This is a genomic window from Mesorhizobium sp. M7A.T.Ca.US.000.02.2.1, assembly GCF_003996995.1.
Lineage (GTDB): Bacteria > Pseudomonadota > Alphaproteobacteria > Rhizobiales > Rhizobiaceae > Mesorhizobium.
Map to the genome: position 1 here is coordinate 14,936 of NZ_RZTT01000026.1, position 14,209 is coordinate 29,144.

General features: G+C 60.9%; 10 protein-coding genes. 1 reads left to right on the plus strand and 9 read right to left on the minus strand.

The window, feature by feature from the left end; all coding sequences use genetic code 11:
* Window positions 1-16: 16 nt before the first annotated feature.
* From EOD15_RS04475 to EOD15_RS04525, 9 genes are all read right to left on the minus strand, one after another.
* Complete coding sequence (locus EOD15_RS04475; RefSeq protein ID WP_164761660.1) at window positions 17-1,570, minus strand: AMP-binding protein; 1,554 nt, start codon at window positions 1,568-1,570, stop codon at window positions 17-19.
* Complete coding sequence (gene asnB, locus EOD15_RS04480) at window positions 1,567-3,588, minus strand: asparagine synthase (glutamine-hydrolyzing) (protein ID WP_127319911.1); 2,022 nt, start codon at window positions 3,586-3,588, stop codon at window positions 1,567-1,569. The genes EOD15_RS04475 and asnB overlap by 4 nt, the downstream gene beginning before the upstream one ends.
* Before the next feature lie 3 nt (window positions 3,589-3,591).
* Window positions 3,592-4,575, minus strand: a complete 984-nt coding sequence (gene nadE, locus EOD15_RS04485) for an NAD(+) synthase (RefSeq protein ID WP_281035285.1) — start codon at window positions 4,573-4,575, stop codon at window positions 3,592-3,594.
* On the minus strand, window positions 4,572-7,265 hold the full coding sequence (locus EOD15_RS04490) for an AMP-binding protein (RefSeq protein ID WP_348629421.1): 2,694 nt from the start codon (window positions 7,263-7,265) through the stop codon (window positions 4,572-4,574). Before EOD15_RS04490 ends, nadE begins: the two co-directional genes overlap by 4 nt.
* Before the next feature lie 1,324 nt (window positions 7,266-8,589).
* Window positions 8,590-9,183, minus strand: a complete 594-nt coding sequence (locus tag EOD15_RS04505; RefSeq protein WP_013533129.1) for a DJ-1/PfpI family protein — start codon at window positions 9,181-9,183, stop codon at window positions 8,590-8,592.
* Between the two features lie 72 nt (window positions 9,184-9,255).
* Window positions 9,256-10,206, minus strand: a complete 951-nt coding sequence (locus tag EOD15_RS04510; RefSeq protein ID WP_127319917.1) for a substrate-binding domain-containing protein — start codon at window positions 10,204-10,206, stop codon at window positions 9,256-9,258.
* A 54-nt stretch (window positions 10,207-10,260) separates the two neighbouring features.
* Entirely contained in the window at window positions 10,261-11,250 is a 990-nt protein-coding gene (locus EOD15_RS04515; RefSeq protein WP_245463576.1) for an ABC transporter permease, read from the minus strand.
* A complete protein-coding gene (locus EOD15_RS04520; RefSeq protein WP_127326927.1) occupies window positions 11,247-12,839 on the minus strand; it encodes a sugar ABC transporter ATP-binding protein in 1,593 nt (530 codons plus the stop codon). The genes EOD15_RS04515 and EOD15_RS04520 overlap by 4 nt, the downstream gene beginning before the upstream one ends.
* An 11-nt stretch (window positions 12,840-12,850) precedes the next feature.
* Window positions 12,851-13,552 (minus strand): GntR family transcriptional regulator, encoded by a 702-nt coding sequence (locus EOD15_RS04525; protein ID WP_127320435.1) that lies wholly within the window; start codon window positions 13,550-13,552, stop codon window positions 12,851-12,853.
* A 174-nt stretch (window positions 13,553-13,726) separates the two neighbouring features.
* Between EOD15_RS04525 and EOD15_RS04530 the strand changes: the two genes are divergently transcribed.
* Window positions 13,727-14,209, plus strand: a 483-nt coding sequence (locus tag EOD15_RS04530; RefSeq protein WP_127408325.1) for an iron-containing alcohol dehydrogenase, incomplete at its 3' end; no start/stop codon positions are given.

A 14,209-nucleotide genomic window follows, 5' to 3' on the forward strand; every position in this document is an offset into this window, starting at 1 on the left:
ATTTCCAGGTATCGCTTTATGAAAGCGCTATTTTCTTGAGCTTGCCCGTGTCCGTCATCGGTAGACTAGACACAATTTGGATGGACTTCGGAATCATGAAGTTTTCCAGCCGCTTCTGACATTCAATCCGCAGCTGCTTTTCGCCCATGATCGTTCCTTGCTCCATGACGACAAACGCTTTCACTGCTTGCCCCAGCAGGTCGTCGGGAACTCCTACGACCGCGGCTTCCCGTACTCCCGGGATTTCCATCAGCACGTTTTCGACTTCCCTGGGCGCCACCTTTTCTCCCCGCGATTTTATGATCTCATCGCTGCGGCCGACAAAATAGAGGTAGCCTTCTTCGTCCATTCGGCAGTAGTCGCCGGTGTACAGAACCTGCTCGCCGGGCAAAGGGCCAGGCTTGAGCTTCCTCGCGGTAGCCTCCGGCTTACCCCAGTAGCCCTTCATGACCGTTGCCCCGCGAATGATCAGCTGGCCGACGACATTGGGACCGACCCTTCGGTCATCCTCATCGACAATCCACATTTCGGTGTTCGGGATGGCGATCCCCACGCTCAACGGTTTTCGAGCAAGATCTTCCGGCGGAAGATAGGTGCAGCGTTTGCATTCGGTCAGGCCGTACATCGAATAGATGCGAGCATCGGCAAACAGTTCCTGGAGCAGGCGAATGTGCTTGAGCGGCAGTGCCGCGGCAGTGTTCGTGACATACCTTACGCTTGCAAAATCATCTGCCTTCAGCGTCTTGAGATCCGACAGCGCGGCAAAGATGGTTGGCACGCCGGGAAAGCCTGTAACTCTCTCCCTTTCGATGATCGCAAGTATCTGTGCGGGGAAGGCAAACGAGCGCTCGAGGACCAAGCGCGCCCCGGTACGGAATGCCATTATCATCTGATAGAGGCCGTAGTCGAAGGCCAGGGGCAAGACATTGAGGATCACATCGTCTTCGCCAAGTTCGAGGTACGAGGCAATCGACGTGCAGGCTGCCATCATGTTCCTGTGCGTCAGCATCACGCCTTTGGGTTCGCCGGTCGAGCCCGACGTGTAGATGATGGCTGCGAGATCGATATCGATGCGGCGGCGGGCCGGCGCTTTGCCGTGGCCGGCAGCCGCCTCATCCCATCGTACGGCATGCGGCAATCCCCGGAGCTCGGCGTCGTCCACCGGACCGGAGACGATGAGCCGCCGCAGCGACGGACAGTTACGCGCCGGTTCAGTAAAGATTGCCTGCAAATGTTTGTCGGTGATCAATGCTGCCGGCAGGCAATCGTTGAGCAAATACCCCAGCTTGTCGCTCTTGGTGAGCGGATTGACGATGCACACAACGGCGCTCGCCTTGAGAACCGCCCAGAAGCTGACCACGGTCTCGACGGTGTTGTCGGCGAAGATCATGACGCGGTCACCGGGGGCGACCCCGGACGTGACGAGATGATGGGCGACCGCGTTGGAACGTGTCTCAAGCTCATCATAGGCGAGCCGGTGCCCGCCGCACACCAGCGCCACCTTGTCGCCGAGCCGGCCGGCCGAATGGCTGAGGTAGTCGTGCAGCAGAGGGACGGCGCCATGCATCATACCAGCACCTCTTCCCTGTGCAGGCGATCGACATCTATCCTGAGGTCGACCGCACGCCCGCTTGATGGACGGCTTGCGACAAACTGCTGATGGAGGAGCTGCGTCGACAGCACGCCGACCAACGCCATGTTGTCCGAGTTGGACAGATCGCCATCGCCGGTCTTGGCAGCGCATTTGTCCAGCAGGCGCGCGACCGAGTTCGGATCAAAGACATTCGCCGCGCGCAGGGCAGTCTCCGAGAGTGCTTCGCGGACATAGGCGGGTGCGCTATCGCCCATGAAGCAAAGTGCGTTGGGCGCCCGGTAGGGCTGCTTCTTGCGGGCCACGACTTCCGCGGGGACGATAGATTTCGCCACACGCTTCAGCACGTGTTTCTCATCCAGAATGCGCAGCTTGTAGTCGGCCGGTAGCGAATTCGCCAAGGCCACGAGCCTGTCGTCCAGGAACGGGAAGCGCCCCTCGACGGAGTGGGCCATCAGCATCCTGTCACCCTGCGAGGAGAGCAGGTAGCCCGACATCAGCGTCCTGATCTCAAGATACTGGTCCTGCGCGAGAGGACCCCATCGTGGAAACTCTTCGGGCAGACGGCAGAGCAGGTCCGCCACTGCGTCGTGGCGCGCCGCTTCGGCGTGCATGTCGGCCGAGAACAGCCGTTTGATGGCGCTGGTGGTGCGCCAGCGGGTATCATGCGCGAAGCCGGGCGCACCATATGCATGGAGACCGTGTCCGAAGAACTGGCGCGCCATCGCCTGCTGCTTGACCGGCGAGCGGCTCAGATAAGGATACAGGCGTTCCAGCAGTCGCGCGCGTCGGGCGGATGCGGGCTGCCGCCCCCAGAAGCGGCGGACCTTGCCTTCCCGGAACAGGTCGTAGCCGGCGAACATCTCGTCGGCCCCCTCGCCGGTCAGCACGACCTTGATGCCATGTTCGCGCACCAGCCTAGAGAGAAGGAACAACGGCGCCGGCGCGGTCCTGAGAATCGGACGCTCGGCGTGACGGATCACATCCGGGAAGATGTCGGCGATGTCACCGCGCGAAACCATCACCTCGTGGTGCTCGCCGCCGCTCGCACCGGCAACCAGCCGCTGGTAACGGGTTTCATCATACTCGGCGTCAGCAAAACGCAACGAGAAAGTCTGGAGCGGCGCGGCGGCGAAGCGCCTCCCGAGCATGGCGACAAGTGAGCTGTCGAGCCCGCCGGAAAGGTAGCAGCCGACTGGCACATCCGCCTTCACCATCCTAAGCGCCGTCGCGGCCTGCAAGGCGCCGCGCACTTCGTCCACCGCATCCTCCAGCGAGCCCCTGAAGGTGCCATGGGCCAGGTCCTCGATCTCGGGATAGCAAGGTTTCCAGAAAGCGTGCTCACGAACGCTGCCATTGTCATAGATGCGGACATGGCCGGGGGTAAGTTCCTGTATCCCCTGAAATACGCCTTGCGGCGGTACGACCGTCCACAGCGTGAAAGTCTGGTCGACCCCCGCCGGATCGAAGGCCCGCGGTATCGCCGGGTCGGCTGCGAAGATGGCCTTAACTTCGCTGGCGAAATGCAGGCGGCCAGCGTGTTCGCACAAATGCAGCGGGCAGATGCCGAACCGATCGCGCGACAGGACGAGGCGGCCTGTCAGCGAGTCCCAAATGGCGAGTGCCCATTGCCCGTTCAGCCGCTCGAACGCGCCCACACCCCAGGCGCGGTAGGCATGCACGACGACCTCCGTATCGCTGCGGGTGCGGAAACGATGTCCCAGGGCTATGAGTTGGTCACGCAGCTCGACGTAATTGAAGATCTCGCCGTTGAAGACGATCCAGGTGGTATTGCCTGTGTCGGCGAGAGGCTGCTGTCCGGTCGAGAGATCGATGACCGACAGGCGGGTATGCGCCAGCCCCGCTCGCCTGTCGCGGTAAAGGCCGCTTTCGTCCGGACCTCGATGGGAGAGCGCGGCTGCCATTCGTAGAAGCGCGGCTCGTGAAGGAGGCTCCGCAGCCGCGTTCAGCGCCACAATTCCGGCGATGCCGCACATGGGTCAATCCCTGTCCATCGCAGCGGGCAGCTGTGGCCGTGCGTGAAGATAGCGTGCAGCGCGGCGTTTGCTGACGATATCCTTATAGACCTTCTCGACTTGCGCGGCAGTGAGGCCGGCGGCGGCGGCAACCACGCCGGCCGAAATTCCGTGATTCATGCCGTAGAGGCACAAATCCATCAGCTGATAGGGCAAGGCGAAGTAGAACTCCTCCTGGGTTTGCGCCATGGAAAACGTGTCCGTGGTCGGCGGCCTTGTTCGCACCTCCTTGTCAATGCCGAGATATTCCGCCAGCTGGTAAACCTGGGTCTTGTAGAGATGGACGATAGGCATCACATCGGCGACGCCGTCGCCCTGTTTGACGAAGAAGCCCTGGTCATATTCGAGCCGGTTTGGCGTGCCTGCCACTGCATAGTTGAGGCGGTCCGCATGATAATACTCGGTCATCTTGCGAACCCGCTGCTTGTAGTTGGTGGCAGCGACGATCTGCAGGTAAGCCGCCGGCGACAGACGCACGGTGTCGATCTTTCCGTGCGGATCCTCGACCGTAAGGCGCGTGATATTGAGGCCGCTGCTCTGCAGCACCGATGTCATGACCAGCTTGCATCTCCAGCCTTCGCCATATCCAGGGACGGCAGTTCGGATGGCCTCGATCTGTCGGGCGTAGGCGCCGATGCCTTCAAGCGCCGGCTCGATATCTTCAAGGATTGTGTCGATGCCAAGCTGCCCGGCGACGCTGCGGCCAAGCCTCAACGAGTCGCCTGACGAATGGCGCTCCGGCATGAACAGGCCGAGCACCTTGTCCTTCCCGAACGCCCGTGCGCACAGCGTTGCGACGACCGAACTGTCGATGCCTCCGGAGAGCCCGACGACCACTCCGCGACGCCGTTGTGTGCCGAGAACCTGTTCGCGCAAAGTCTCGACGATGCGATCGATCTCCAGCCGGGCATCGAGCGCCAGCACATCGCTGCTGAATTCCCCGATCAGGTCGATGACACTGCCTCCTGTTGGCGTGACTCGACTGAAGAGTAGGTCTCGGTCACAGCGTTTTCGATGAGCGGGCGATTGATGGTCAGATGGGGCTCCACGACCATGTCGATGTGAGTGCCGGCGATCGGAATGACGTCCAGATGGACGAATGCCCGGTCCCACCCGAGTGCAAGCGGCATTCCGGGCCGCGCGCAACGGAACAAGGTGCCGGTGATCGGCAGTATCGGCCTGGGTTCTGCCAGCCATTGAAAGAAGGCGCGCGCCCGCAGAACCTCCTGCAGTTCCAGTTTGGTTCTGAAGCTCGTCGGGTTGAACTGACCCTCGGCATAGCGGTCGAGGAAGCTGGCAAGCCGGGATTCGCAGTGCATTTTGACCGCGACCTTGGCAAGCGCGCGGCACGCCACCCGACTAGCCGATATACGATTGGTTCGGATCCGGTGAAATGTCCGGGTAATGGTCTCCCAACGCTTGCTGCGCTCGCCAACCAGACTGGTATCCAGAATGCCCGTGAACGCTACCGCTCGCCCTTGATCAAGCAGACGCGCGGCAACCTCAAAAGCGACCGCTCCTCCGAGCGAGTGGCCAAGCAGGCGAACACAGCCGGTAGGCTGCACGCGGTTGATATGATCGATTGCAGCTTCGACCATTGCGGCGACGGTGTTCTGACCTTGCAGGATCATGCCCAGGGCCGGATATCTGATGGGAGACACCCTGGCGACCTTGCTTATTGCCGATGCGAACGAAGCAAGGCTCGGACCATAGCCGACCGACCCGGGGAAAAGGAAAAGCAGCGGAGGCTCGTGTTTCCAGGCGGGCGCGTGCTCTCCGCCTCGTTGAGCGGAAATGACCGCTGCAACCATCTCATCGAAGCTCATTCCAACCGTGAAGGCTTCCAATCCGAGCTCCTGCCCGATCGCGCTTTCGATTTCCATCACGCAATGGAGCAGCTTAAGCGAATCTCCCCCCGCTTCATCCCAGCACCCCAGGGCGACCCGCGTCTTAAGGACCTTGGTCCAGGCACGCCGTACTATCTGATGAGCAGGAACTTCATTTCCCGCATGGGCGATTTGCGGTGGGGGCGTTGTTTCCCGAACCGAAAGGTCGATTGCAGCCAGCATTGCCATATCGATCTTTCCGCTGGCCAGTCGCGGTATCTCGGCGCTCGCATGGAGCCGCAGCGGGCAAAGCGCCGGCGGCAATTTTGTCCTGGCAAGTTGGCGCAGCTCGTCGCAAAAACTGGCTCCCGCCCCGCCGTGCGGGACGGCGAACGCAACCAGTTCATTCGCCGGGGTGACGATAACCACGGCATCCTTCACCGACGGCGCGCCACGCAGAACCCGTTCGAGTTCGGCCGGCTCAACGCGCCGCCCATTGACCTTTATCTGGCGCCCTTTGCGACCGATGATCCGCAACAGGCCATCACTCCCAATTTGCACAAGATCGCCCGTCGCAAAGATACGAAGCGTCTGGTCGTCGGGATCTATTTCAAACGGAACGACTGCCCCATTTTCCCAATATCCGAGTGCGACATACGGGCTTCTGATCAACAGTTCTCCGATCTTGCCGGGCTGAACCGGGTAACCCTCTTCATCGACAATCGCGAAGCTGATACCCGGAAGCAGCCAACCGACGGGAGCTGAGGAATCGAATTCCGGCCAATCGTGCGGCAAGAACCACTGCGATCCAGTCGTTTCCGTCGATGAATAGCCGATCTGCACCAGGCAAGTTGGCGGGACAGCCTTGCGCACCAGGCGGATGTCGGCCGAGGACACCTTCTCGCCTCCAATTCGGGCAACCCTGAGTGAACCAAAGGCGTCCGCGGGCTCATCCGCCAGGAGAGCGCGAAGCAATGCCGGCACCAGATAGGTGATCGTCACGCCTTCCGATTGCATGCGGCCGCGAACCGCGCGCAGGCCGACGGCTTCGACCTCCACAAGCTGCAACGTAGCACCCGTAAGAAGAGCGGCAAGTATTTCCCGACAACCGGCGATGGTTGCCGGGCCGGTCAGGGGCAAGAAAACATCCTGCGCATTGATGTGGCACGCGTCGACATATTGCTGCACCCGGCACAGCAAGCTCCGCTGGCTGTTGACAATTCCCTTGGGGCGGCCCGTGCTGCCGGAGGTATAAAGCACGATTGCCGGTGCATCGACAGAAACGGTACGGTGTCCAGCTGGACGAAGCGTTGCCTGCAACGATTGCGCTATATCGATCCGGGCAACGTGCTGAGGCAGATCAAGGCCGTGGAGGCCTTTGTCGCCAATTATGGCGGAGAGCCTCGCGTCGGCGACGATTTCGTTGATGCGCGAGTCCGGATCTCGCACGTTAAGCGGCACCGACGGTCGACCGGATGCCATGCTGGCCAGCATGGCAACGGTGTACCAGACCGAGTTGGCCTGAAGTATTCCAACCGCATTTCCGTCGGGAACGACGGCTTCAATCCGGCTGGCCAAGGCCTCGACCGCCCGAAAAAGCTCGGAATAGGTCAGTCGGTTGGTGCCGTCGCTGGCGGCTAATTTCTCGGAATAACGCCCGGCGATTTCCCTCAGGTGATCAAAGACCGGAATATCGACGAAGCCAGTTCCCATCCGTTGATGCAGACGTAGAACGAGCCCGCCCTCGTCAAGAGCATGATCGGGAACTTTTGACCATCGACAAGAGACCACCGCTTGGTAGTCAGCCTGCACCGTTTGAATCGCCCTCGAAGATTCTAAATGCGCCAGAGACATAAGGGCCCCACGCTAGGATTGTTGCCGCTTATCGCCCCGCGGCATGATCTTTTCATCAATCATTCGGATGATGCGCGAGGCAGTCTTGATCGCTTAAATCGTTCGAAGTTGAGCATGCCAGCCTGCGCTCGCTCGGCTGTGCTACCTTACCGAAGTGTCGGGCTGTGCGCTGCGGTCCGCTCCGCCAGTGCCTGAAACGAAGCAGTATGCGAATACTTCCCCTCCAAGCTCATCCGTGACACGAACCCAGTTGTTTTCCCATGTCCGCAGGGTAACCTGGCGTCCTGTTGATATGGTCGCCGCCGTGAACGGGCTGGACGCATTGACATTACTCGCCGCAACCACGTCGTCCCCTTCCATTTGCTCTACCAGGTATGTTTGCATCACTGCTCCTGACTGCAGGGCATGGCCGGTTCAATTGCGTGTAGCTGGAGGCATGACCTTCCAACCGCAGGGAACGGATTTCGTTCCATGCAACAGGCAACCCTGCCGCCGGCAGTCAGCGTTCAGTCGCCCCGCCGCCCCTGGCAGGACCATGGCCTAGCCGCTGAATGACTTGGTCAGGACTGAGCTATGCTTTGGCGGAGGTGGAGCCTCGCGCTGCGCCGCATACTTCTGGAACAGTGCAATCTTGTCGGGATAAGTAATCCGGATTTCGCTGTGACATCCCTCGCAGCGATATTTGGATGCAACCTGAAACCAGCGCCCGGGTTTCAGCAAAGCCAATCCGCAACGCGGGCATTTGAAAGTCATTTCAAGAGGGCATAGATTCTGACACAGCGGCATTTCGCAACTTCCATAAGAGATATCTAATGTTAGGCAACGGCAGCCGGCTGGAATCGTTCCTAGACGCCGTTCTTTTCGTCAGGCCGATGACCAACCCGGACGCCGGGAGACCATTTGCCCGCGATGCCAGCTTGACTGACGCAGGCCTGAACTCAGGCGCATCCCGCTTTCATGGTGACGTCGCGCCTGAGCGCCGATCGAACGGTCGTCAGAAGGTTTTGTGGGAACTTGTTCACCGGACCTCGGCACCGAGCGTGATCGCTTGGGGCGACGACGGGCCGCACGGTCGACGACACGACCTCTAATCCGGACGCCGAAACAGCGCCGCGCGCCAGCACAAGAAGGACGAAAGCAGCGCAACCAGGCGGCACTCCTTGAGCATCTCGCCTATACCGGTGCGCTCGACAGCCGCGATCCCGACCGAATTGATATGGATATGGAGGCGCTATTGAAGAGAACCGACGCATCCCTTGGGGAATGCGTCGGTTCCAGAAGCTTACGCGTGGCGGATTTCCGTTCCCAGCACCTTCAAACATTCGCGGATGAACGCAGCAAGCGCCGTCCAGCCTTTGGCAGAAACCATTGTCCCGTCCACATAGGCCTCGGTCGGCGACAGGTCGATATAGGTGCCACCCGCCAGTGTCACTTCAGGCTCGCAGGCGCCGAGGGCTGCGACCTTCTTGCCACGCACCACGCCGTCGACAGCGATCAGGATCTGCACACCGTGGCAGATGGTGAAGATCGGCTTCTTGGCCTCGTGGAAATGGCGCACGATCGCCTGCACGCGCTTGTCGGTGCGGATGTATTCCGGGCCGCGGCCGCCCGCGCAGTAGACGGCATGATATTGATCGAGCTGCCTCTCAGCTTCCGAGAAAGTCTTGTTGATCAGCGCATAGTGGCCGAGCTTTTCGGTGTAGGTCTGGTCGCCCTCGAAGTCGTGCAGCGAGGTCTTGATCAGATCTCCGGCGTTCTTGTCCGGGCATACCACGTGGATGGTGTGACCGACGGCTTCCATGGCCTGCTGATAGACAAAGATTTCGTATTCTTCGGTGAACTCACCGGTCAGCATCAGTATCTTTTTGCCTGGCATGGCTCTTCCTCTCAGTGTTTGAGCTAGGCAAGGCGCAGACCGCGCCCTGCCTTTCGGTGAAATCGGATAGGGTTAGAATGGCGAGTCAGGGAAATAGTATTCCTTGGCGTTGGCTTGGGTGATCAACGGCGCGTCGAGCTTGACGGTGCCACGGACAGGTGCCTGGCCGATCAGGTTGGCCACGGTCATGTAGATCGCGGTCTTGATCATCGACGGCGGATATGGCGTCTCGACCGGCGTCATGGCGTCGCCGTCGATCACCTTCTTGACGATGTCCTTCATGCCGTTGCCACCGAGCGCCAGCTTGATATCGGTCCGGCCCGATTGCTTGACCGCTTCGAGCACGCCAAGCAGCATGTCGTCGTCATTGGCCCAGACCGCATCGATATGCGGGTACTTGGCCAAATAGTCCTGCATCAGCTTGAAGGCCTCGTCGCTGTTCCAATGCGCGTATTGGATGTCGAGGACTTTCAGGTTCGTACCCTTGATCGTGTCCTGGAAGCCCTTGATGCGCTCGTCGTCGATGACGGTCGGAATGCCGCGCAGCACAACGACGTCGCCCTTGCCGCCGAGCTTGTCGATCATGAACTTGGCTGTGTTGGTGCCAACCGCGATATTGTCGCCGGCGAGGTAAAGATCCTGGACGGAGGCGTCAGTCAGACCGCGATCGACGACGGTGATGAACGTGCCCATGTCCTTGATAGCCTTGACCGGCTGAGTCAACTCTTCCGAGCTGTAAGGCAGGATCACCAAAGCGTCCAGCTTGCGGCTGGCCGACAGGTCCTCAAGCGCGCTGACCTGCTCCGCCGCCGACGGCGACGTCTTCACGACCACTTCGACGTTCGGGAACGCGGCATTGATTTCCTTGGCCGCCGCTTGTGCGTGATAGACGATGCCCGCCGTCCAACCGTGGTCGGCTGCCGGTATCGACACCGCGATGACCTTCTTGTCTTGCGCCATGGCCTGGCCGGCCAGCAGCAGCGCGCCAAGTGTCGCCGCCGCAATCCATTTTCTCCTGAACATTGTCTTCTCCCTTGGACCTACAAGAACGTTAATCCGCGTGGTCCGGACGCGGCGCTATTTCGAATTCGAAAACCGCTGGATGAGCATGGCGATGATGATGATGACGCCCTGAACAGCGGCGACGAGGTATTCGGAGACGAAGTCCGACAGCACCATGAGGTTGGCGATGAGCTCCAGGATGACGGCGCCGGCGACTGTTCCCCACACATGGCCCTTGCCGCCGCGCAGCGCGGTGCCGCCGATCACCACTGCGGTGATGACCTGCAGTTCCCAAAGCTGTCCGGTCGTCGGCGTTGCGGCGCCCAGGCGCGGCACGTAGCAGATCGCGGCAATGGCCACGCAGACACCCTGGACGATATAGGCGACGGTCCGTGTCCTGATCACCGAGATGCCGGAATAACGGGCGACATCCTCATTGGCGCCGACCGCCGCGCATTTGCGGCCGTATTTCATTTTGTACAGGATGAAGGATGCGACCGCGGCGACGGCGATGGATATGAGGATTGGAACCGGGATGCCGGCAACCGTGCCGAAATAGACAGGCCGGTAGGCCTCGCGCAGCGATCGGTCGATCGGTATCGTGCCGCCGTCGGTCAGATAGGTTATCAGCGCCCGGAAAATCCCCATCGTGCCCAGCGTGGCGATAAACGGTTCGATCCTGCCGACCGTGACGATGAGGCCGTTGGCAAGCCCGCACAGCAGGCCGACCAGGATCGCCACCGCCATGCCGGCGGGAATAGCCCAGCTACCGGCATGCGGCGCCACCGTGTTCATGAACATGATGGTGATGCCGGTGATGAAGGCGGCCATCGAGCCGACGGAAAGATCGAGCCCGCCGGACGAGATCACAAATGTCGCGCCGACCGCGATAATGGCGATGAAGGCGCTGCGAGTGATGACGTTGGCGAGATTGGTGGCGGACAGGAAATCGGGGTTGATGAGGTAACCCACGACCAGGAGGGCCGCCAGCGCAAGGAAGGGTCCGATGTCGGTCCAACTGACATTGAGATCCAGGGCGCGACGCCCGGGTGCGGATTCGGTCATGACAGCCATTCTGTGCCTCCCTTGGCTTTTGGCCCTGGCTTGGGGCCACTGGTCGCCAGTACCGCCACGTTGCTTTCGGTCATTTCGGCGCCGCTGACCTCGCCGGTGATGCGGCCTTCGCGCATCACCAGGATGCGGTCGCAGATGCCGATCAATTCCTGCATCTCCGAAGAGATGACGATGCAGGCCTTGCCCTTCGCCACAAGCTCCTGGATGAAGGCATAGATCTGCGCCTTGTTGGCGATGTCGATGCCACGCGTGGGCTCGTCGATAATGACCACCGAAGGATCGGTCAGCAGCACCTTCGCCAGCAGCAGCTTCTGCTGATTGCCCCCGGAAAGCTGGCCCGCTTTGGCGCCGAGGCTCTTCAGCCTGATGTCATATGCCTCCACGGCCTGTTCCAGGGCCTCCGCTTCGCGGCGCCGACCCATCGAGAGGCCGGGATGGAACACACCGAGCGCCGACAGCGTCAGGTTAGGCGCCAAGCGCTCCTGCAGCAGCAGTCCCTTGCCCTTGCGATCCTCGGTCAGGTAACCGACGCCGGCGTCGATCGCCGCGCGCGGCGATTGGAAATGGATCGACTTGCCCTCAAGTTCGACCTTGGCGGCCGCCGGGCGCAGGCCGATAATGCCCTCGAAGAGTTCGGTTCGGCCAGCGCCGACCATGCCGGCGAACCCGAGGATCTCGCCTTTGTGGACCGTGAACGACACGTCCTCCGCATAGCCGGGAACGGAGGCGTTCCTCACGCTCAGCATCGGTACATCCGAAGGCGCTGCGGTCCTTTCAGGATAGAGTGCGGCCAGTTCGCGACCGACCATCAGCCGGGCCATATCCATCTGGCTCAGCGTCTTGCCGGGATAGGTGCCGACCATCTTGCCGTCGCGCAGAACGGTCACCTTGTCGGCCACCCGTTGCACCTCGTCCAACCGGTGGCTGATATACAGCACGGCGATGCCGTGAGCCTTCAGTCGCAGGACGATCTCCAGCAGGCGCTCGACCTCGCCACCGGTCAGAACGGCGGTCGGCTCGTCGAAGATAACCAATTTATAATCGTCAAGCAGAGCGCGAGCGATCTGCACCATCTGCCGGTCTGCCAGCGAGACGTCGCGCACCAGTGCCCTCGGCGAGACCACGCAACCGATCTGCGCCAGTTTCTCGGCTGCCAGCCGGCGCATGGTGCGGTCATCCACGACCAGGCCACGCGAAAGCTCTCGCCCGAGAAACAGATTGTCGGTGACCGTGAGCCCCTCTGCGAGCAGGATCTCCTGATGGACCAAGGCGATACCGGCATCCTGTGCCTGGCTGGGCTTGGCAAATTTCACCGCATGTCCGCTCATCGACAATGTGCCGCGGCTTGGCTCGACATAGCCGGACAGCAGTCGCATCAACGTCGACTTGCCGGCACCGTTCTCGCCAATGATGGCGTGGATCTCACCGGGCAGGACGTCTAGGGTGACGTCCGACAACACCGTTACCGGGCCGTATTGCTTGGACAATTGCTGGGCGCGCAGCACCGGTTCGAGCGAACCATGCGCATTGCTGGACAACGTGCTCCCGCCCTCCCCGGCGATATTCGCGGCAATGGACATCCGTTCCGACCTCAATCGAATGCCGGGAGCAGGCGATCGCGCGAGTGCTCTATATGGATGCGCATCGCCTTTGCGGCGGCATCGGGATCGGCAGAGCCGAACGCGGCAAGGATCGCCTCGTGTTCGTCAAGTGCCTCCTCGGTCACACGTGCATGAAACATCAGGCGGAAGATGTGGAAGTGCGTGTGCTGGTGGCTCAACGTCTCGCGGATGAGTTCGTTTTGAGAAAACTCCAAGACCTTGTCGTGGAAGATCGCATCCTGCCTGGCGAAGTTCGAATAGCGTACGCGATCATCCTTGCCTTCGCGGCGTGACATCACGCCGGCGGCTTCGAGCAACACATTGAGCTTGGCCTCGTCCATCATTGCGGCGGCCTTTGCGGCGCCATGCGGTTCGAGCAGCAGACGCATCTCGTATAATTCGTCGAAACGGCGCCGGGTGATCTGGGGCGCGGCACGATAACCGATCAAATGCGTCTTGAGCACCAGACCTTCGCCTTCGAGCCGGCCAAGGGCTTCGCGGATCGGCGTGTGCGAGACGTTGAATTCCTTGACCAGGCTGTCGACTGTAATACGTGAGCCTGGCGGGATCTTCAGCGCCATCAACTGCGCGAAGATGGCTTCATAGACATCTTCGACGAGACTGTTGGCGCGCTGGATGCGACCAGCTCCAATGGTGGCGTCGCTTGGGTCGGGTAAGTTTGCGGTCTGCATATTTTGCCTCTTGACAGTGAGGACTGCTAACACGATGGTTCCGTCGATGCAATCCTATATCCTATACGATTTAAAGCGGATATGTTTTAGGGCGAGAGACACACTCTTAGACCGTCCGATCCCAGACCGCATTCAATGCCTCCGTTCCAGTCAGCCGCCGTCAAAGGACCGATCATGACCCTCTTCGCCGCCCTGCGGTTGCCGCGTGAAATCCTGTTCGGGAAGGGGCAGCGCCATGTGCTGCCGACGGTCGCCGCCCGGTTCGGCCGACGCGCGCTGGTCTGCACCGATGAGCGTTTCGCGGGCACACCGGTATTCACCGACATCATCAAATCCCTTCAGTCGGCCTCGATCGAAGTCCTCGTGCATGATCGCGTTCTGCCCGACGTGCCACGCGACACGGTCGGCATCTGTGTCAAGGATGCGAAGGGGTTCAGACCGGACATGGTGATCGGCATCGGCGGCGGCAGCTGTCTCGATTTCGCCAAATGCACCACGCTGCTTCTCAGCCATGGCGGCAAGCTCCAGGACTATTACGGGGAGTTCAAGGTGCCGGGTCCGACACTGCCGCTGATCGCCGTGCCCACCACGGCCGGCACCGGCTCCGAGGTGACGCCGGTCGCGGTGATTTCCGACCCGGACCGGACGCTCAAGGTG